This window comes from Bradyrhizobium nivariense, assembly GCF_029846695.2.
GTDB lineage: Bacteria > Pseudomonadota > Alphaproteobacteria > Rhizobiales > Xanthobacteraceae > Bradyrhizobium.
In genome coordinates, this window is record NZ_JARWCR020000003.1 from 259,685 (window position 1) to 278,937 (window position 19,253).

General features: G+C 65.5%; 15 protein-coding genes and 1 pseudogene. 9 read left to right on the top strand and 7 right to left on the bottom strand.

Going from position 1 to position 19,253, the window contains the following annotated elements; translation table 11 throughout:
• Positions 1 to 3: 3 nt before the first annotated feature.
• The 5 genes and pseudogenes from mmsB to QCM77_RS04750 form a co-directional block, all read left to right on the top strand.
• Positions 4 to 912, top strand: a pseudogene (gene mmsB, locus QCM77_RS04730) (3-hydroxyisobutyrate dehydrogenase); the annotation flags it as partial.
• Positions 912 to 2,630: an AMP-binding protein gene (locus QCM77_RS04735; RefSeq protein ID WP_279665575.1), complete on the top strand. Its 1,719-nt coding sequence runs from the start codon at positions 912 to 914 to the stop codon at positions 2,628 to 2,630. The pseudogene mmsB and the gene QCM77_RS04735, both read left to right, overlap by 1 nt.
• A complete protein-coding gene (locus QCM77_RS04740) occupies positions 2,631 to 3,110 on the top strand; it encodes a MaoC family dehydratase (RefSeq protein WP_279665574.1) in 480 nt (159 codons plus the stop codon).
• 119 nt (positions 3,111 to 3,229) lie between these two features.
• A complete protein-coding gene (locus QCM77_RS04745; protein WP_279665573.1) occupies positions 3,230 to 4,147 on the top strand; it encodes an SDR family NAD(P)-dependent oxidoreductase in 918 nt (305 codons plus the stop codon).
• Positions 4,144 to 5,364 (top strand): BaiN/RdsA family NAD(P)/FAD-dependent oxidoreductase, encoded by a 1,221-nt coding sequence (locus tag QCM77_RS04750; RefSeq protein ID WP_279665691.1) that lies wholly within the window; start codon positions 4,144 to 4,146, stop codon positions 5,362 to 5,364. Before QCM77_RS04745 ends, QCM77_RS04750 begins: the two co-directional genes overlap by 4 nt.
• Before the next feature lie 31 nt (positions 5,365 to 5,395).
• On the opposite strand, the gene QCM77_RS04755 is transcribed toward QCM77_RS04750, so the two are convergent.
• A complete protein-coding gene (locus QCM77_RS04755) occupies positions 5,396 to 6,613 on the bottom strand; it encodes an MFS transporter (RefSeq protein WP_279665572.1) in 1,218 nt (405 codons plus the stop codon).
• 91 nt (positions 6,614 to 6,704) lie between these two features.
• Here QCM77_RS04755 and QCM77_RS04760 point away from each other — a divergent pair, with 91 nt between their 5' ends.
• Positions 6,705 to 7,607: a LysR family transcriptional regulator gene (locus QCM77_RS04760; RefSeq protein ID WP_279665571.1), complete on the top strand. Its 903-nt coding sequence runs from the start codon at positions 6,705 to 6,707 to the stop codon at positions 7,605 to 7,607.
• On the opposite strand, the gene QCM77_RS04765 is transcribed toward QCM77_RS04760, so the two are convergent.
• The 3 genes from QCM77_RS04765 to QCM77_RS04775 all read right to left on the bottom strand — a co-directional run bounded on the left by QCM77_RS04765 (position 7,604) and on the right by QCM77_RS04775 (position 11,053).
• On the bottom strand, positions 7,604 to 8,683 hold the full coding sequence (locus tag QCM77_RS04765) for a D-TA family PLP-dependent enzyme (RefSeq protein ID WP_279665569.1): 1,080 nt from the start codon (positions 8,681 to 8,683) through the stop codon (positions 7,604 to 7,606). The genes QCM77_RS04760 and QCM77_RS04765 overlap by 4 nt on opposite strands.
• A 64-nt stretch (positions 8,684 to 8,747) precedes the next feature.
• Complete coding sequence (locus QCM77_RS04770) at positions 8,748 to 10,553, bottom strand: ABC-F family ATP-binding cassette domain-containing protein (RefSeq protein WP_279665567.1); 1,806 nt, start codon at positions 10,551 to 10,553, stop codon at positions 8,748 to 8,750.
• Between the two features lie 8 nt (positions 10,554 to 10,561).
• On the bottom strand, positions 10,562 to 11,053 hold the full coding sequence (locus QCM77_RS04775; RefSeq protein WP_279665565.1) for a YaiI/YqxD family protein: 492 nt from the start codon (positions 11,051 to 11,053) through the stop codon (positions 10,562 to 10,564).
• 106 nt (positions 11,054 to 11,159) lie between these two features.
• Between QCM77_RS04775 and QCM77_RS04780 the strand changes: the two genes are divergently transcribed.
• Complete coding sequence (locus QCM77_RS04780) at positions 11,160 to 11,960, top strand: MaoC family dehydratase N-terminal domain-containing protein (RefSeq protein WP_279665564.1); 801 nt, start codon at positions 11,160 to 11,162, stop codon at positions 11,958 to 11,960.
• A gap of 163 nt (positions 11,961 to 12,123) precedes the next feature.
• Here the strand turns inward: QCM77_RS04780 and QCM77_RS04785 are convergent, their stop codons facing one another.
• Positions 12,124 to 14,496, bottom strand: a complete 2,373-nt coding sequence (locus tag QCM77_RS04785; protein WP_279684809.1) for a xanthine dehydrogenase family protein molybdopterin-binding subunit — start codon at positions 14,494 to 14,496, stop codon at positions 12,124 to 12,126.
• A 209-nt stretch (positions 14,497 to 14,705) separates the two neighbouring features.
• On the opposite strand from QCM77_RS04785, the gene QCM77_RS04790 reads away from it, so the two are divergent.
• Positions 14,706 to 15,776 (top strand): Ppx/GppA phosphatase family protein, encoded by a 1,071-nt coding sequence (locus QCM77_RS04790; protein ID WP_279684810.1) that lies wholly within the window; start codon positions 14,706 to 14,708, stop codon positions 15,774 to 15,776.
• A 1-nt stretch (position 15,777) separates the two neighbouring features.
• Positions 15,778 to 16,488: an RlmE family RNA methyltransferase gene (locus QCM77_RS04795; protein ID WP_279684811.1), complete on the top strand. Its 711-nt coding sequence runs from the start codon at positions 15,778 to 15,780 to the stop codon at positions 16,486 to 16,488.
• A 324-nt stretch (positions 16,489 to 16,812) separates the two neighbouring features.
• Here the strand turns inward: QCM77_RS04795 and QCM77_RS04800 are convergent, their stop codons facing one another.
• Both QCM77_RS04800 and QCM77_RS04805 read right to left on the bottom strand, forming a co-directional pair.
• Complete coding sequence (locus QCM77_RS04800; protein ID WP_279684813.1) at positions 16,813 to 18,306, bottom strand: peptidoglycan-binding domain-containing protein; 1,494 nt, start codon at positions 18,304 to 18,306, stop codon at positions 16,813 to 16,815.
• Positions 18,307 to 18,840: 534 nt separating this feature from the next.
• Positions 18,841 to 19,248 (bottom strand): hypothetical protein, encoded by a 408-nt coding sequence (locus QCM77_RS04805; RefSeq protein ID WP_279684814.1) that lies wholly within the window; start codon positions 19,246 to 19,248, stop codon positions 18,841 to 18,843.
• Positions 19,249 to 19,253 lie beyond the last annotated feature (5 nt).

A 19,253-nucleotide genomic window follows, 5' to 3' on the forward strand; every position in this document is an offset into this window, starting at 1 on the left:
GCATCACGGGAGGACATTGAGATGGCCACGATCGCATTCATCGGTCTCGGCAACATGGGCGGCCCGATGGCGGCCAATCTCGTCAAGGCCGGCCACAAGGTCGTCGCTTTCGACCTCGCCGAGGCCTCCCGCAACCAGGCCAAGGCCGACGGCGCCGGCATCGCCGACAGCGCAGCGGGCGCGGTGAAGGGTGCCGACGTCGTCGTCACCATGCTGCCGGCCGGCAAGCATGTGCTCGGCGTCTGGAACGAGGTCGTTCCCGCCATGACCAAGGGCGCGCTGATCATCGATTCTTCCACCATCGACGTCGAAAGTGCGCGCCAGGCGCATGCGCTGGCCGCCAACAACGGCGTGCTTTCGGTCGACGCGCCGGTCTCCGGCGGCACGGGCGGTGCCAAGGGTGCGACGCTGACCTTCATGTGCGGCGGCGATGACGCCGCGTTTGCGGCGGCAAAGCCCGTGCTGGAGAACATGGGCAAGAAGATCGTGCATTGCGGCGGCGCCGGCGCGGGCCAGGCGGCAAAAATCTGCAACAACATGATCCTCGGCATTTCCATGATCGCGGTGAGCGAGGCGTTTGCGTTGGCTGAGAAGCTCGGGCTCTCGCATCAGGCGCTGTTCGACGTCGCCTCGACCTCGTCGGGCCAGTGCTGGTCGCTCACGACCTATTGTCCGGTTCCGGGCCCGGTGCCGACCTCGCCGGCCAACAACGATTACAAGCCGGGTTTTGCCTCGGCGCTGATGGTCAAGGATCTGACGCTGGCGCAGGACGCCGCCAAGGCCGCGGGTGCGGCGACGCCGCTCGGCAAGCATGCGCAGGAACTCTATCAGTCCTTCGACGCAGCCGGCCAGGGCGGGGTGGATTTTTCCGGAATTATCAAGCACGTTAGGGGGCTGGCCGGGAAAACTTGATGACGACATTTCAGGAAGCGCGTGCGTTTCTGCTTCACAACCGTACGGATTACGAGACAGCGGTCAAAGGCTTCCGCTGGCCCGATCCGGTTCCTTTCAACTGGGCGCTCGACTGGTTCGACGCCGAGCTGGCGGCGAATGCGGACAGCAAGGATCGTCCTGCGCTCTGGATCGTCGATGCTGCGCAGGACCGGCAGACCAAGCTTTCGTTCGGGGCGTTGTCGCGCCGCTCCAACCAGGTCGCGAACTTCCTCCGCGCGCAGGGCCTGAAGCGCGGCGATCATCTGTTGCTGCTGCTCGGCAATGTGGTTCCGCTGTGGGAGACGATGCTGGCCGCGATGAAACTCGGCGTCGTTGTGATCCCCGCGACCACGTTGCTCACCGCCGACGAACTGCGCGACCGGCTCGATCGCGGCAAGGCGAAGGCCGTGGTGGCCGCGCAGGATCAGATCGCAAAATTCACCAGCCTTGGTGCGGAGAACATCGTCCGCATCGTCGTTGGCGTTGAGTCCGATGGCTGGCTTTCGTACGACGATGCGGCGAAGGCTTCGGAGAGTTTTGCGCCCGATGGTCCGACCCACGCCGACGACGCGATGCTGCTCTATTTCACCTCGGGCACGACCGCAAAGCCAAAACTGGTGCGGCATAGCCAGCGCAGCTATCCCGTCGGTCATCTCTCGACCATGTACTGGATTGGGTTGAAACCCGGCGACGTCCATCTCAACATCTCCTCGCCCGGCTGGGCCAAGCACGCCTGGAGCTGCTTCTTCGCGCCGTGGAACGCGGGCGCGACCGTTTTCGTGGTCAACCAGTCACGCTTCGACGCCAAGGGCCTGCTCGCCACCATCGGCCGCTGCGGCGTCACCACGCTGTGCGCGCCGCCGACGGTGTGGCGCCTGTTCATTCAGGAGAACCTTGCGTCGTTCAAGGTGGCGCTGCGCGAGGTCTGCGGTGCCGGCGAGCCGCTCAATCCGGAGGTGATCGATCAGGTGCGGGCCGCCTGGGGGCTCACCATCCGCGACGGTTACGGCCAGACTGAAACGACCGCGCTCGCCGGCAACTCGCCGGGGCAACAGATCAAGGTCGGCTCGATGGGCCGGCCGCTTCCGGGCTACCGCGTGCAGGTCAGCGACGCCGACGGCAACCCTGCCAAGGAGGGTGAGGTGACGCTGCTGTTGGGCACTCAGCATCCCGCCGGTCTGATGCAGGGCTATCAGGGCGACGACGGTACGCTGTCCGGCGCCGAAGGCGAGCTCTATCGCAGCGGCGACGTCGTGTTCGAAGACGACGATGGCTATCTCACCTTCGTCGGCCGGTCCGACGATGTCTTCAAATCGTCCGACTATCGGATCAGCCCGTTCGAGCTCGAGAGCGTGTTGCTCGAGCATGAACTGGTCGCAGAAGCCGCCGTGGTGCCGAGCCCGGATCCGATCCGGTTGGCGATCCCCAAGGCCTTCGTGCTGCTGATTTCCGGCGCGGAGCGTTCGCCGGCGACGGCGCTCTCCATCTTCCAACATTTGCACACGCGCCTTGCGCCGTTCAAGCGCATCCGCCGCCTCGAAATCGTCACCGAGCTGCCGAAGACGATCTCGGGAAAGATCCGCCGCGTCCAGCTCCGACGGCTGGAGCGCGACGACGACCGCAATGATCCCCTGCGCGGCCGCGAATTCCGCGAAGAGGATTTTCCGGAGCTGCCGAAAACACGGAGTGAGACCTAAGTGAACGAAGTCTGGAAGAAGCCGCCGATCACGCTTCAGGCCTATCAGGCCATGGTCGGCAAAGAGATCGGCGTATCGTCGTGGCACCTGATCGACCAGCCCCGCATCGATACCTATGCCGACGTGATCGAGGATCATCAGTTCATTCACGTCGACCCTGAAAGAGCCAGGAAGGAAACCGCGTTCGGCACCACCATCGCGCACGGTTTCCTGACGATGTCGCTGCTGTCGATCATGTCCTATGAAGTGATGCCCGTCATCGCGGGCACCACGATGGGTGTCAACTACGGTTTCGACAAGCTGCGCTTCATCTCGCCGGTGCGTTCGGGAAAACGCGTCCGCGGCCGTTTCGTGCTGGCGGAAGCCAAGCTGCGCAAGCCGAACGAGCTGCAGTCGCGCACCAACGTCACGGTGGAGATCGAAGGCGAGGACAAGCCTGCGCTGGTCGCGGAGTGGCTTGGGTTGATCTATTTCGCCTGACGCTGCCCGTCATTGCCGGGCTTGACCCGGCAATCCATCGCTGCTCAAAAAGCCTGTCGATTTGATGGATGGCGGGGTCAAGCCCGGCCATGACGATCTAACATCCGGGAAGCACACTCATGGCAATCAGGTTCGACGGACGAGTCGCCATCGTCACCGGCGCGGGCAATGGCCTCGGACGGGCGCATGCGCTGGGATTGGCGAGCCGCGGCGCGAAAGTCGTGGTCAACGATTTCGGCGGCGCGCGCGACGGCAGCGGCGGTTCGCTCTCGCCCGCGGAAGCCGTGGTCGAGGAAATCCGCAAGGCCGGCGGCATCGCCATGGCCGACGGCGCCGACGTCTCCAATTTCGAGCAGGTCACCGCGATGGTCGAGCGCGCCACCAGGGAGTGGGGCAGCGTCGATCTCTTGTGCGCCAATGCCGGCATTTTGCGCGACAAGTCGTTCGGCAAGATGGAAGCGGCCGATTTCCAGAAGGTGCTCGACGTCCACCTCGTCGGCACCTTCTACTGCTGCAAGGCGGCCTGGGCCGGCATGCGCGACCGCAACTACGGCCGCATCGTGCTGACCACGTCGTCGTCCGGCCTCTACGGCAATTTCGGCCAGGCCAATTACGGTGCGGCCAAGTCCGGCATGGTCGGCCTGATGAACGTGCTGGCGGAAGAGGGCCGCAAGACCGATATCCGCGTCAACATCATCTCGCCGACGGCGGCAACCCGCATGACGGAAGAGCTACTGCCGCCGCAGGCGCTGCAGTTGATGAAGCCGAACGCGATCACGCCGGCGGTCGAGTACATGCTGAGCGAGGACGCGCCGACCCGCACCATCATGGGCGCTGGCGCCGGCTCGTTCGCGGTGATCAAGATCGTCGAGAGCGAAGGCGTCAACCTGCCGGAGTCCGAGTGGACCCCGGACGCGGTCGCGGCGCATTTCGCCGAGATCAGCGACATGTCGAAGGCGAAGGCGCTGACGGGGGCGTTCGAGCAGACGCAGAAATACGTGGCGCAGGCCGCGGCGCGAGCCGGGGTAAAACTCTGACAGCCGTCGCCGTCATCGGTGCCGGCCCTGCCGGGCTGATGGCGGCCGAAGTGCTGGCGCAGGGCGGCGCCCGCGTTACCGTCTATGACGCGATGCCGTCCGCGGGCCGCAAATTGTTGATGGCCGGCCGCGGCGGGCTCAATCTCACCCACAGCGAACCGCTGCCCCAATTCATGGCGCGATACCGCGAGGCGGCGCCGAGGTTGCAGGCGGCGATCGAAGCGTTTCCGCCTGACCGGCTGCGTGCCTGGAGCGAGGCGCTGGGCGAACCGACTTTTGTCGGCTCCAGCGGGCGTGTGTTTCCGAAAGCGTTCAAGGCCTCGCCCTTGCTGCGCGCCTGGCTGCGACGCCTCGATGCCGCCGGCGTGCGCTTTGCCTTTCGCCAGCGCTGGATCGGCTGGGACGGGGAAGGACGATTGCTGTTTCGCACCATGGGGGGGCAACGGGCGATCGAAGCCAAGGCAACGGTGCTTGCACTCGGCGGCGCCAGCTGGCCGCGGCTCGGGTCGGACGGTGGCTGGGTCGATATCTTCGCGGCAAAGGGCATTGCCGTTTCGAAGCTGCGGCCGGCCAATTCCGGCTTCACCGTCGCATGGTCGGACGTTTTCCGTGATCGTTTCGAAGGGCAGCCGCTCAAGGGCGTGGCGCTGACGATCGGTGCGCACACGGTGCGCGGCGAAGCGATGATCACCCGCAGTGGCATCGAGGGTGGCGCGATCTATGCGCTGTCGTCGGAGTTGCGCGAGGCGGTGCTGGGTCTCGGGCAGGTGACGCTTACGATTGCATTGCGGCCCGACCTCGACGCCGCCGCGCTGACCACGCGGCTGTCGGGCACGCGCGGCAAGCAATCGCTCGCAAATTTCCTGCGCAAGGCGGCGCAAGTATCGCCGGTCGGCATCGGCCTGATGCAGGAGGCCGCCATCGCATCCGGTCGGCCATTGGCCTCGTTCTCGCCAGCCGATCTCGCACGGCTAATCAACGGAATTCCGGTTCAGCTCACTGGCGTCGCCCCGATCGATCGCGCGATCTCGACCGCAGGCGGAGTAACTTTTGAGGAGCTCGACGAGCACTTCATGCTGCGCCGTCTGCCCGGTACCTTTGCCGCCGGCGAGATGCTGGACTGGGAGGCGCCGACCGGTGGCTATCTGCTGCAAGCCTCATTCGCGACCGGCGGCGCCGCGGGTAGGGGCGTTCTGGAGTGGCTGAAGCGCCCGTAAAACGCCGGCGCCCTTCGAGCCTCCGCGGTACTCATGATGTCCCTGTTCGGGTCACGAGATCCGTAATCAGACCGAGCACGCCAAAGCTCGCCGCCACCACGCAGACCATCGTCCAGCCGCCAAAACTCCAGGCCAGCGATGCCGCCGCGGCGCCGACGCCACCTCCAATAAAGAACAGCGCGACGAACAGGCCGTTGATGCGACCGCGGGCCTCGGGGCGCAAAAGATTGATCGCGCGGCGGCCCAGGGTCTGGTCGGTGGTGATGCCGACGTCGAGCAGGATCGTGCCGAGGCTCAGTACCAGCAGACCGGCGATCTGGGATTCCAGCACGCCGGCCCAGGCACAGAGTGCGAGCGAGCCGATGATGAGCAGATGGGCCGCAAGAAACATCGGACGCGCCCGGCCCTTGTCGCCCCAGCGGCCGGCCATCGGTGTCGCCGCGGCGCCCGCTACGCCGATCAGTGCGAACGCGGCAATTCCCTTGGCATCGAGGTCGAACGGCGCCTCCGGCAGCCGCAGCGCGACCGCCGACCAGAACGCTGTGAAGGAGGCCATGACAAGCGATGCGGTCCAGGCGCGCACACGCAGCACGGGCTCTTCGCGCAGCAGCCTTGGAAAGGACAGCAGCAATTCGGCGTAGCTCGCGCGTGCCGTCGGTTGAAGGGTCGGAAGGTAACGGGCGAGCGCGCCGGCGAGCAGAGCCATCAGAGCGGCCGAGACGACGTAATAGGCGCGCCAGCTCCAGAGATCGGCGATCAGGCTCGCCGCAGGTCGTGACAGCAGGATGCCGATCATCAATCCGCTCATCACCTCGCCAATCGCCTGCCCGCGACGATCCGGCGCCACCATGGATGCGACCAGCGGAACCATCATCTGGATCGCCGCGCAGCAGGCGCCGAGGATGAAGGTGGCGAGCAGCAGGAGCGAGGGCGTCGGCGCGAGCGCCGTCGCGAGGGCGGCGAGGATGGCGCAGCCGAGCGTGCGGAGGATGACACGCCGGTTCTCGACGAGATCGACCAGAGGCACGAGCAGCAACAGGCCGAGTGCATAGCCGAGCAAGGTCAGCGTGCTGATCAGGCCGGCCTGCCACGCGGGCATGGACAATGACCGGCCGATCAGGCCGAGCAGGATCTGCGCCGCGAACAAATTGGTGACGACGACACCGGCGGTGATCGCGCCGAGCCAGATCAGGGGCCGCTCGGCGAGCTGGTTTCGGGACGCAGGCCTGGTGGTTTCGGAGATAGTCATGGGACCTCGCAGCTGTGGCGCGGGATCCTTTAAGCCGGGCGATCAATATGCTACAATTCAAATAAGCCTATAAAGAATATGCGAGTTTATTATGAATACCCATGACCTTGTCGCCTTCGTCGCCGTGGTCGAGACCGGATCGATCGTCGCGGCTTCGGCGCGTCTCAATCTCACCCAGCCCGGCGTGACCCGGCGTATCCAGAATCTCGAGGAGATGCTGGGGGCGCAGCTTCTGGATCGCCTCTCGAAGCCGCTGAAGCCGACGGCCGCGGGCCATGAGGCCTACGAGCAGGGCAGGCGCCTGCTCAGGATGCTGGACGACCTCAAGTCGGGCGTCGCCAATGACGGAATGGTGCGCGGCGAGTTCAGGCTCGGTCTGACGCCGTTCCTCTCCGAGGCGGGCTTGACCGCACCGCTCGATGCGGTGCGCGCCGAATTTCCCGCGCTGGCGGTGCGGGTCGTTTCCGGTTGGTCGCCGAACCAGCTCGAGCGTGTCTGCCGCAACGAACTCGATGCAGCCGCGATCTGCCTGCCCGACGGCGCGGTGCCACCGGCCGATCTCGCGACCGACGATCTCGGCGCACAGCCCGTCGTGTTCGTCGTCGCACGCGACATGAAGATCCCGCGCACCGTCGACCTGGAACGGCTGTCCCAGCTGTCGTGGGTGATCAATCAGGACGGCTGTGGATTTCGCGATATGCTGAAGCGAAAATTCGATGCCTCGCATCTGCCGTTCAACATCGCCGTCGAGGCACTGGACAGTGAGCTTCGGCTGTCGCTGGTGTCGCGCGGCCTCGGCGTCGGGCTGGTCACCCCGATCGCCCTGAAACGCAGCGCGTTTCGCGACAAGCTCAAGCCGGTCGCTGCGCGCGACTTCAAACCCGCCGTTCGCGCATGGGTGGTGCATCGCGCGCCCGCGGGGCGGCTGGAGCGGCCGATCAAACTCTTCCGCGATGGACTGGTCCGGGAACTTCAGGCGCTGATCGGGGGCTAGCGCAGCTTCCCCCGCGCCGCTACCGGCAGCGTGCCGATGATCTCCTCGCCGCGCACCATCACGACCTCGTCCATCATGTTGACGACGACGCAAACATGATTGGGCACGATCCGCACGACGTCGCCGACATTAGGCCGGGTGTTGCTGCGGGAGAGGTCCAGGAAACCGTGCTCCTCGGCGAAGCGCGCGATCTTCGCTTCGGGGTGCTCCAGGATGAGGCCGTGGCCGTCGAGGCCGCCGGTGTCCGTCGTCAGCGTCTTGGAGCCGGCGTCCAGAATGCCGCGCTCGGGCGCGGCGCGGCTGACCACCGTCGAATAGATGTGCAGCGCGCAGTCGTCCCAGGTGGCGGAGCCGGCGGCGACCTGCATGCGGTCGTTGTAGATGTAGGTGCCGAAGCGGTGCTCGGTGCCGCCCTTGAGCTTGCCAATATTCTTGAGGTTCGGAGTGCCGCCGGTCGAGACGATTTTTGCATCCAGCCCGTGCGCTCGCACGCCGGCCAGCGCCTCGTCGAAAAACTTCTGTGCGTCGGCCCAGCCGGTCTCGGTCGGATACATCATGAAGCCGGCGAATTGCAGCCCTTTGGATGCAGCGATCTCCTGCGCCAGCGCAATCGCCTCGGCGGGCGTCTCGACGCCGGCGCGCTTGCGTCCCGTGTCGCATTCGACCACGACCGACAGCGGTCGGCCTGAGGCCGCAGCGGCCTTGGGCAAGCCGGCGACGACGGTCGAATTGTCGGCGGCGACCGTCATGTTGGCCTTCGCCTGCAGCGCCCCTAACCGCGCCATCTTCTCGTCGCCGAGCAGATTGTAGCTGATCAGGATGTCGTCGATGCCGGCATTGGCCATGATCTCGGCCTCACCGAGCTTCTGGCAGGTGATGCCCTTGGCGCCAGCAGCGATTTGCATCCTGGCGATCGTCGGGTTCTTGTGCGTCTTGATATGCGGACGGTTGGCGACACCCGCGTCATCGCAGGCCTTCTGGATGCGCGCGATGTTGCGCTCGACCCTGTCCATGTCGATGACGGCGCAGGGCGTGCCGTATTCGCGGGCGATTTTGGCGGCAAGGGTCGTTGTCATGGCAGTCTCTGAGTTGGCGCGCACTCTGTTTGCAAAAGCGGTGCCCACTTTCGCGGAATGCACGCTAGGCCTGTTCAATCTCTTCGCGCCGCACTTCGAGCTCCAGCCATTTGTCCTCGGCCTCGGCCAGTTCCTCTTGCGCCTTCGTCAGAGCGTCAGAGGCCTGGTCGAAGCGCTTGCGATCCTTGCGGAAGAGATCGGGGTCGTCAAGGAAGCGCTGCTGCTTGGCGATTTCGGCCTGCAGCTTGGCGATGGACTTGGGCAGCGTCTCCAGCGCGTGTTGCTCGTTGAATGTCAACCGTCGTTTCGTGACAGCGGAAGGCGCGACTGACCGTTGCTCTCTCTTCTCTTCGGCGGCTTTCGCCGTCGCGCGCTTCAAGTCGACGCCACGCTGGGCCAGCATGTCGGTGTAACCGCCCGCATATTCGAGCCAGCGTCCATTGCCCTCGGGCACGATCACCGACGTCACCACGCGATCGAGGAAATCGCGATCATGGCTGATCAGAATCACGGTGCCCTCGTAGTCACCGAGCATTTCCTCGAGGACGTCGAGGGTCTCGAGGTCGAGGTCGTTGGTCGGTTCGTCCAGCACCAGGAGATTGGAGGGCTTCGCCAGCGCGCGTGCCAGCATCAGCCGGCCGCGCTCGCCCCCGGAAAGCACCTCCAGTGGCGTGCGCATTTGTTCCTGGGCGAACAGGAAGTCCTTCATGTAGCTGACGACATGCTTCGGCTTGCCGCCGACCATGACGTGGTCGCCGCGGCCGCCGGTCAGCGCCTCGGCCAGCGTCGATTTGGGATCGAGACTTTCGCGGTGCTGGTCGAGCGTCGCCATCTCGATGTTGGCGCCGAGCCGCAAGCTGCCGCTGTCGGGTGCGCTGCCGCCGGTCAGCATCTCGATCAGCGTGGTCTTGCCGACGCCGTTTGGTCCGACGATGCCGATACGGTCGCCGCGCTGGACGCGGATCGAGAAGCCGTCGACGATCTTTCGCTCGCCATAGGACCGGCTGATATTCTTGGCCTCGATGACGAGCTTGCCGGACTTGTCGGCTTCGGCGGCCGCGAGGTTGGCATTGCCCGTCGCGCCGCGATGGGTGCGGCGCTGGTCGCGCAGCGCGTGCAGGTTCCCAAGCCGCTTGACGTTGCGCTTGCGGCGGCCCGAGACGCCGTACCGCAACCAGTGCTCCTCGTTGACGATCTTGCGGTCGAGCTTGTGCTGGTCGCGCTCTTCCTCCGCGAGCACCTCGTCGCGCCAGGCCTCAAAGGCACTGAAGCCGCGGTCGATCTGCCGGATCTGGCCGCGGTCGAGCCAGGCGGTGCTGCGCGAGAGATTGCTCAGGAAGCGCCGATCGTGGCTGATGATCACCAGCGCGCAGCGGCGGCTCTCCAGTTCGCCCTCCAACCATTCGATGGTCGTAAGATCCAGATGGTTGGTCGGCTCGTCGAGCAGAAGGATATCGGGCGAGGGCGCCAGCACGCGCGCCAGCGCGGCGCGGCGCGCTTCGCCGCCGGAGACATGCGCCGGATCTTCTTCGCCGCTGAGCCCGAGCTGCTCGACCAGATAACGCGCCTGATAGTGGTCGTCGCCGGCATTGAGGCCGGCCTCGACGTAGGCCAGCGTGGTGGAGAAACCGGAAAAATCCGGCTCCTGCGGCAGGTAGCGGATGGTGGCGCCGGGCTGCACGAAACGGCTGCCGCCATCCGGTTCGACCAGGCCGGCCGCGATCTTGAGCAGCGTCGATTTGCCCGAACCGTTGCGGCCGATCAGGCAGACGCGCTCGCCGGTCGAAACCGACAGTTCGACGCCCGCCAGGAGCGGTGTGCCGCCAAAGGTCAGCTTGATATCGCGCAGTTGAATTAGCGGTGGCGCCATGCGGTGTCTCAGCCCTGACTCGTTGCGGCCTGGTCGACGCGGCGGCGCTGGATCCGGCGCAGCGTCTGGTCGAGCGCCGAGAGGAATGTGGAGCGATCGCGCGGTGCGAACGATCGCGGGCCGCCCGTAACTTCGCCCGCCGAGCGCAAATCCGTCATCAAATTGCGCACAGCGAGCGTCATGCCGATGGATTCTTCGGTGAACGGCTTTCCGTTCGGTGCGATCACATCCGCGCCCGCCTTCACGCAGCGGCTCGCCAGCGGAATGTCGGAGGTCACGACCACGTCACCAGGGCCGGCGCGTTCGGCGATCCAGTCGTCGGCCGCGTCCATGCCGGCGCCAGCCGCGATGCGTTCGATCATCGGATCGTGCGGCACGCGGATGAAATTGCCGGCGACCACGCTCACAGGCACGCCGTGCCGGAGCGCGACGCGATAGATCTCGTCCTTCACCGGACAGGCGTCGGCGTCGACATAGATGCGGGTGGGGGTGTCGGTCATTCGCCGCGTGGTACCCCATTCGGCCCCTAAAGGCGAGGGGATTGACCGGTGTTCCCTGGGGCCTACGATCGGCCCTGAAACAACAAGAATTTTGGGGAAGCCCACCATGCCGAACCGGCTCGAAACCTATCGCGTCGAGGCTTACAACACGGCCAAGCAGTCCGAAAACAAGATGCATGACGACACGGAGGCGCGCCGTTTCGGCTTCTCCGGCGGGCTGGTTCCGGGCGTCGATGTGTTCGCCTACATGATGCATGTGCCGGTGGCGCGCTGGGGCCGCGATTTCCTGTCGCGCGGGCTGGTCGAGGCGCGCTTCATCAAGCCGGTCTATGACGGCGAGACCGCCGATGTCGACGCGACCGAGCACAATGGCCTGCTCACGATCGAGGTGTTCAGCCGCACCGAGCTCTGCGCCACGGGGACGGCATCGCTGCCGGCGGCCGCGACTGCGGTGTCGTTGAACGACTATATCGCAGTGCCCGTGGTGGCCGAGCGAAAGCCGGTCAGCGCGGCGACGTTCGAAACCGGAAAATGGCTGGGCACAACGCCGCGGCGCTGGGCCGGGCAGGATGCGGCCGACTATCTCGCGGACATCAGGGAGCCCGATCCGATCTTCGCGCGCGAGGGGCTCGGTCATCCCGGCCTGATCCAGCGCGTCATGAATCGCGTGCTGGTCGACAACACCATTCTGGGCCCGTGGATCCATGCCGGCAGCCGCATGCAGCTGCTGTCAGCCGCACGCGCCGGTGACGAGATCACCGCGCGGGCAAAAGTCACCGCGAACTACGAGAAGAAGGGCCACCGCTTCGTCGAGCTCGACGCGCTGGTGGTCGCCAACGGCAAGACGCCGCTCGCGCATTGCCAGCACACCGCGATCTACCAGCCGCGCGAGCAGGCGGCGGCGTAGGCGGGAAGGGGCCCAGCGCGTCCTCACATTCGCTGTCATTCCCCGCGACGGCGGGGACTCCAGTACGCTGCGGCTTCTCCGTGAATCACTGCTGCCTCGGAGTACTGGTTCGCCCGGTCGAGCCGGCCGATGACAGTGTGCGTGTGAAAGCACAAGGGCAGCTTTACGCCGCCTTGCCCTTCGCATCCTGGATCGCGCGCCACACCCGCTCCGGGGTCAGCGGCATGTCGATGTGCTTGATGCCGTGGTCGGAGAGCGCGTCGATCACCGCGTTCACGACCGTCGACAGGCTGCCGGCGCAGCCGGCTTCGCCGCAGCCCTTGCTGCCGAGTGGATTGGTCGTGGCCGGCACCGGGTGATCGCCGACGGTCATGAACGGAACGTCCTCGGCGCGCGGCAGCGCGTAGTCCATCAGCGAGCCCGTGATCGGCTGGCCGCTCTCGTCGTAGCGGATGTGCTCCATCAGCGCCTGTCCAATGCCCTGGACGACGCCGCCATGGAGCTGGCCCGCGACCAGCAGCGGGTTGATCACCGTGCCGAAATCGTTGACGGCGCTGTACTGGACGATCTGCACCACGCCGGTGTCAGGGTCGATCTCGACCTCGGCGACATGGCAGCCGTTCGGGAAGGCTGAGGGCACCGGTTCGCTGGTATGGTCGACGTCGAGGCTATCAGGCACGCCGTCCGGCACCTTGCCGTCATGCAGGCGTTTTGCCAGCTCCATGATGTCGATGCTGCGGTCGGTGCCGGCGATCGTGAAACTGCCGTCGGCGAATTCGATGTCGGCTTCGGATGCTTCCAGCATGTGCGCGGCGGCGCGCTTGCCCTTTTCGATCACGAGCTTGGCGGCACCCACGATGGCCATTCCGCTCGCGGTGATCGAGCGCGAACCGCCGGTGCCGTTGCCGGTATGCACGATGTCGCTGTCGCCCTGCACCAGCTTGACGCTCTCGAAGGGCACGCCGAGCTGCTCGCACAGCACCTGCGCGAACGGGGTGGCGTGGCCCTGGCCGTAATCGAGCGTCCCGGTGATGAGCTGCACGGAGCCATCGGGATCGAACACGATCTTGCCGAGCTCGGGGCTCGGCGGCGCGGTGACCTCGAGATAGGAGCCGACCGCGATGCCGCGCAGCTTGCCGGCCTTCTTGCTTTCTTTCCTGCGCTTGGCGAAATTCTCGTGGTCGGAGATTTCGAGCGCCTTGTTGAACACAGCCTGGAAGTCGCCGCTGTCATAGGTGACGCCGGAGGAGGCCGGGAACGGCATCTGGTTCGGCTTGATGAAGTTGCGCTTGCGCAAGGTCAGCCGGTTGATGCCCATCTCGTCGGCGGCACGGTCGATCAGCCGCTCCATGTAATAGTTCGCCTCGGGCCGGCCGGCGCCGCGATAGGCGCCCATCAGCGTGGTGTTGGTCAGGACCGTCTTGATGTCGACCGCCATCAGCGGCGTACGGTAGACGCTGGAGAAATTCTTGCCGGTGTTGAGCGAAAGCGGGCCGGGCGCAACGCCGGTGATATAGGCGCCGAGATTGCCGTAGCCTTCGAGCTTTGCCGCAAGGAAATGTCCCTCGGCGTCGAGCGCGAGCTCGGCATGGATCTTTTGCGCGCGTCCGTGGCTGTCCGACAGGAAGCTGGTCGAGCGCTCGTCGAGCCATTTCACCGGGCGACCAAGCGCCTTTGCCGCGTACAGGATGCACATGTATTCGGGATAGTTGATGTTCTTCATGCCGAAGGAGCCGCCGACATTGGCGGTGAGAATGCGCACCTTTTCGTTCGGCACTTTCAGGTTCTTGGCGAGATTGGCGCGGTTGCCGGCGACGCCCTGCGTCGGCACCTGGAGGGTGTAGCGCTCGGTGTTCTTGTCGTAGGAGGCGAGCCCCACGCGCGGCTCCATCGAGACCACGGCGACGCGGGTGTTCTCGATGTCGACCTTGGTGACGTGCGCGGCGCTGGCGAAGGCCGCGTTGACCTTGTCCACGTCGCCATAATGGTAGTCGAGCGCGACATTGTTCGGGATGTGATCGTAGAGTTGCGGTGCGCCGGGCTGCGCGGCTTCCTCGGGATCCGTCACCGCCGGCAGCGGCTCGATATCGAGCTCGACCGCTTCAGCGGCGTCGCGTGCCTGCGCCAGCGTCTCGGCCACCACGAAGGCAACGGGATCGCCGACGAAGCGGACCTTGTCGGTCGCCAGCGGCTGGCGGTTGGTCTGGCGCAGGGGCGAGCCGTCGCGGCTCTTCAGCGGCAGGCCGCAGGTGAAGGGGCCGTAGCCGGCCGCATCGAGGTCCGTGCCGGTCCAGACTCCCAGCACGCCCGGCAGCGCCTTGGCGGCATCGGTGCCGATGCCGCGGATGATTCCATGGGCATGCGTGGAACGGACAACGACGGCATGGGCCTGGCCGGGCAGGTTGAAATCGTCGGTGTAGCGGCCCTTGCCGCGCACCAGCGTGTCGTCCTCCTTGCGGCGGACGGGCTGCCCGACGCCATATTTTTGCAGTGCAATGGCGTTGTCGAGCGTGGAGGATTTGGTGTGTTCTTGCATGGAAATGACCTGAAAAGCCGGCATTTGCGCATTTTCGCGGCAGCGGGGGACCGGATCCTGCTGAGATAACCCACCGGCCCGTTCACGACAACGCACGAATGGGCATGGTCCCATGTGATGCGTTGTTGCGCAGGACTGACGCGCTGCTAATGTTTCAGGCGAAAAAGCAATTCTAGCTCGGCCCACCCGGCCGCGGAAAGACAGTCTGTATGAATGACCACACGCGGCTCCGCGACGGCCTTGCGCCGCACGGTGAGCTGGGGTCGATGGCGGCGGTGGCGTTTGCCACGGAACCGGCCGTCGGCGCGCAGGCGCCGGGAACCGGCGTCTACGCGGCGCTGGACCTCGGCACCAACAATTGCAGGCTCCTGATCGCCTGTCCGACCCACGACGGCTTTCGCGTGGTCGATTCCTTCTCGCGCATCATCCGGCTCGGCGAGGGCGTCTCGGCAACCGGCTGCATCAGCGAGGCTGCGATCGAGCGCGCCGTCGTGGCGCTCGGCATCTGCCGCGACAAGATCAATCTGCGCAAAGCCAAGCGATTGCGGTTGATTGCCACCGAAGCCTGCCGCGCGGCCTCGAATGCGGAGGGTTTTCGCAGCCGCGTCGCGGCCGAGACCGGCATCGAGCTCGAGGTGATCGACCGCGAGACCGAGGCGGCGCTCGCCGTGCTCGGCTGCTCGCCGCTGGTCGATCCCAGGGGGCGCGGCGCGATTCTGTTCGACATCGGCGGCGGCTCGACCGAGCTGGTGCGGATCGAGCGCAACGCCGCAAATCCGGAACCGCGCATCAAAGCCTGGATGTCGATTCCGTTCGGTGTGGTCACGCTTGCCGAGCAGTTCGGCGGGCGCGACGTCACGCCGGAGATCTACGCCGCGATGGAGCGCGAGGTCGCCCATCATATCACGCCGTTCGCCGAACAGCATGGCGGCGATCTCACTGATATGCATCTGCTCGGCACGTCAGGCACGGTGACGACGCTCGCCGGCATCCATCTCAATCTCGCGCGCTACGACCGCCGCCGCATCGACAGCGTCTGGATGAACGATACCGACGTCACCGCGACCATCAGCAAGCTGCTCGGCATGAGCTACGAGGAGCGCGCGGCGAACAGCTGCATCAGCGTCGAGCGCGCCGATCTCGTGCTGGCCGGCTGCGCCATCCTCGACGCGATCCGCCGCGCCTTTCCGCTGCCACGCCTGCGCGTCGCCGACCGGGGCCTGCGAGAGGGCATGCTGGTCGAGATGATGCGTGAAGACGGCGCGCTCAGGAGCTGGTGAGATGGCCAAGGACACCACCGGCCGCTTGCACGTCCAGGTCAAGACCCACGGCAAGCGCAAATTGTCGTCGAAGCTGTGGCTGGAGCGGCAGCTCAATGATCCCTATGTGGTGAAGGCGAAGGCGCTGGGCTATCGCTCGCGCGCCGCGTTCAAGCTCTTGGAGATCGACGACAAATATCGGCTGCTCAAGCACGGCATGGCGGTGGTCGATCTCGGCGCTGCGCCGGGCGGCTGGAGCCAGCTCGCCGCCAAGCGCGTCGGCTCGGTCGACGGCAAGGGCAAGGTCATCGCGATCGACCTGCTGGAAATTCCCGAGATTGCCGGCGTCGAGTTCGCACAGCTCGACTTCATGGACAATGACGCGCCGGACAAGCTCAAGGCCATGCTCGACGGCGGCGCCGACGTCGTGATGTCCGACATGGCCGCCAACACCACCGGCCACCGCAAGACCGACCAGCTCCGCATCGTCGGCCTGATCGAGACCGCCGCCGCGTTCGCCTGCGACGTGCTGAAACCGGGCGGGACCTTCCTGGCGAAGGCGTTCCAGAGCGGGGCCGATGCCGAGCTGCTCGCCCAGCTCAAGCGCGATTTTGCCACGGTGCGTCACGTCAAGCCGGCCGCGAGCCGGCAGGATTCCTCCGAGCGCTACGTGCTCGCGATGGGATTTCGGGGGGCACCTGATCGTCGTCCCGGCGAAGGCCGGGACCCATAACCACCGAATTGAATTTGGCGAAGACTGCCAATTGCCATCTCGCGCCGAACTGCCGTCTCGGCGTATGGGTCCCGGCCTGCGCCGGAACGACATCGAGTGAGAGTTGATCCCGCACGTCCTGCGTATCCTCGGTCGCCGCCTTGATGGCCGCCTTACAGTGAAGAGCGCACAGGCGGCGTGGAAAACTGTACTGATGATCGCGTTCACCGTCATCAGATTGCGGAAGCCGAAGGTGCGGATGATCCGCGCGGCCAGCGTCTTCAGGCCATAGCGCCGTACTGACCGCAAAAAAGAGCCCCGCCGGAGGCGGGGCTTGGGGGCGTCTTACCGGCTGGGTTGATTCTGAGCCGGCTGACCCGACGTCGAAGGCGGCGGGGCATTATTTTGGTTGGTTTGCCCAGACGGCGTGTTGCTGGGCTGGTTGGTGGACTGACTGTTGGTTTGGGCCGGCGCCTGTCCAGTGGTCTGACCAGCAGGCGGTTGTGTGCCTGCCTGGCCCGACGTCGCCGGTTGATTCTGCTGAGCCTGGCCGGTTGTGGACGGCTGGTTCTCACCAGCCTGGCCGGTGGTCTGGTTCTGCTGCGCCGGCGCATTCGTCTGACCGGTGCTTTGCCCGGTCGTGTTCTGCTGCGTCGACTGGCCGGTCGCCCCCTGACCAACGGTCGTCGATTGGCCCTGCGTGGTGCGGATCTGGTTGGAGACGCCTAGTGCAGCGACCGTCCGGGTATCGATCGAGCCGGTGATCTGGAAGCCTTCCTGTCTCTGGAAGGTGATCAGCGCTTCGCGCGTAGTGGGCCCGAGGATGCCGTCTGCTTGGCCAGACATCAGGCCACGTTCAATCAGCACCCGTTGAACAACGCGGATCTCGTCGGAGCTGAGATCCAGCGCGGCGATGTTGCCACCGCCACCGCTCATGCTGCCGCGCCGGGCAAAGTGCGTCCTCGGTCCGGCGGGAATGGCGTCGACAATCCTGTGGCTTCGGTCGACGACGACGATCTCGTCATCCACGACGAAGAAGCTGTCGTCCCGATAGGCCGGATAGATGTCGATCAGCGCCGGGAATGCCGAGACGGCGACCACGGAGATGTTCCGCGGCACTACCACGCCGGCATTGATGCCGAAGTTGATGGAATTGACGTTGACCCGCGCGCGATCCACATTGCGTGAGCTCAACACCGACTGCTGCAGCGTTGTCTGCTGCTGCGCGCTCACCTGCACGCGGCCGGACATGCTCTGAGTAGTGCCACCCTGGGCTTGCGCTTGGGTGTTGACCTGTCCCTGAGTGTTGGCGCCGGTCGTGGTGCCCTGGCCCTGCTGGGCGCTCGGGGCTTGCGCGTTGTTGGTGTTCGCGCCAGTCGTTGTCGTGCTCTGACCCTGCGCGTTCTTGCCCTGGACGTTGTCCTTGGTGTTCGCGCCGGTCGTTGTGGTGCTCTGACCCTGCGCGTTCTTGCCCTGGGCGTTGTCCTTGGTGTTCGCGCCGGTCGTTGTCGTGCTCTGACCCTGCGCGTTCTTGCCTCGGACATTGTCCTTGGTGTTAGGGCCTGTGGTCGTGCTCTTACCCTGTTCTGCGCCTTGCGACTGACGCGTAGCGTCGCGGTCGCTGCGGCCCTTACCGATGGTTTGGTCCTTCATTCCGCTCTTGTCGCGCTCGGACCTGGACTGGCGCGTTTGGTCGGGTTCGCTTCGGCTCTGACCGACGGTTTGGTCCTTGCCACGCTTCTCGCCTTCAGATCGGGACTGAGGAGCATTGTCGCGGCCGCCGCGGCCCTGATCGATGGTCTGACGGTCGCTCCTGTCGGCCTTGCCGCTATCACGCATTCCTTCACTGCGCTCAGAACGCGATGGCGCCGCAGAGGGACCCTCGGCTCGGCCGCCTGCGCGGCCCTGTGTCACTCTTTCGCTGTGGGAAGCACCACCTGCACCTTGCGGCATTCCGCCGCCTGATCGGCCGGATTCCGCAGCGCCGGCGCCTGCGCCTCCGCTCATCCCGCTGCCGGCGCCTTCACGCATGCCTTGAGCCGACGCCAGGCTGACGCCGGCGAGCAGCACTGCTGTGGTCAATAGGAACCTGTTCTTTCTCGTGTTCACCTGAACCTCCTCCATTTGCTTTGCAGCATCCGTTGACGGGAACCTTCGAAGCTCGGGCTCGAGACAAAGAGCCCTCATTCGAGTTTTCCGATGTCTGTGAACGGTGCGCCGACGTCATCGTTCCTATCATGCGGGAGAGTCGCGCGGTTCCATCTCGGTGCCACCGCGCGCGCGGGACTCTCTGGATCGAAGCGAAAAGACATCGACCAAAAATCCACTTTGTAGGCTAGCGCCTCGCGCCAGCCCTTCTCTTGCGGCGTCGCTTCACCAGTAATGGTGCCAGCGATGGTGATAGAAATCCCGCCGCGGGAACGGTCCGCCGTAATGGGCGAAGGCCGGACGCACGACACGGCGATGGCGGTAGCCGTAGTAGGCCGGAGCGTAACTGGTGCTGTAGTAAGTCCTGGTGTAGCCGCCCCACGGATAGTAACCGCCGTAGTACGCCGGTGCGTAGTAGTCGTCATAATAGCCCGGATACCCGTAGTAGCCGTAGCCCGGACCGTAGGCGTAAGCGGACGAGGCGAGGCCACCGATCAGGGCACCTGCGAGCAATCCGCCTGCCAGCGCCGGTCCAAAACCGCCGCGCCAGCGGGCCTCCGCCGGCGTTGGTGCCGCCACCGCGCTCACGCCGAGCGCGCCGACGGTTGCCAGGACAAGTGCGGTCTTTTTCATGCGCG

Coding starts and splice junctions, on each gene's coding strand:
- QCM77_RS04735 (WP_279665575.1), top strand. CDS start 912: ATGACGACATTTCAGGAAGCGCGTGCGTTTCTGCTTCACAACCGTACG.
- QCM77_RS04745 (WP_279665573.1), top strand. CDS start 3,230: ATGGCAATCAGGTTCGACGGACGAGTCGCCATCGTCACCGGCGCGGGC.
- QCM77_RS04755 (WP_279665572.1), bottom strand. CDS start 6,613: ATGACTATCTCCGAAACCACCAGGCCTGCGTCCCGAAACCAGCTCGCC.
- QCM77_RS04760 (WP_279665571.1), top strand. CDS start 6,705: ATGAATACCCATGACCTTGTCGCCTTCGTCGCCGTGGTCGAGACCGGA.
- QCM77_RS04765 (WP_279665569.1), bottom strand. CDS start 8,683: ATGACAACGACCCTTGCCGCCAAAATCGCCCGCGAATACGGCACGCCC.
- QCM77_RS04770 (WP_279665567.1), bottom strand. CDS start 10,553: ATGGCGCCACCGCTAATTCAACTGCGCGATATCAAGCTGACCTTTGGC.
- QCM77_RS04775 (WP_279665565.1), bottom strand. CDS start 11,053: ATGACCGACACCCCCACCCGCATCTATGTCGACGCCGACGCCTGTCCG.
- QCM77_RS04780 (WP_279665564.1), top strand. CDS start 11,160: ATGCCGAACCGGCTCGAAACCTATCGCGTCGAGGCTTACAACACGGCC.
- QCM77_RS04785 (WP_279684809.1), bottom strand. CDS start 14,496: ATGCAAGAACACACCAAATCCTCCACGCTCGACAACGCCATTGCACTG.
- QCM77_RS04790 (WP_279684810.1), top strand. CDS start 14,706: ATGAATGACCACACGCGGCTCCGCGACGGCCTTGCGCCGCACGGTGAG.
- QCM77_RS04795 (WP_279684811.1), top strand. CDS start 15,778: ATGGCCAAGGACACCACCGGCCGCTTGCACGTCCAGGTCAAGACCCAC.
- QCM77_RS04800 (WP_279684813.1), bottom strand. CDS start 18,306: ATGCGTGATAGCGGCAAGGCCGACAGGAGCGACCGTCAGACCATCGAT.
- QCM77_RS04805 (WP_279684814.1), bottom strand. CDS start 19,248: ATGAAAAAGACCGCACTTGTCCTGGCAACCGTCGGCGCGCTCGGCGTG.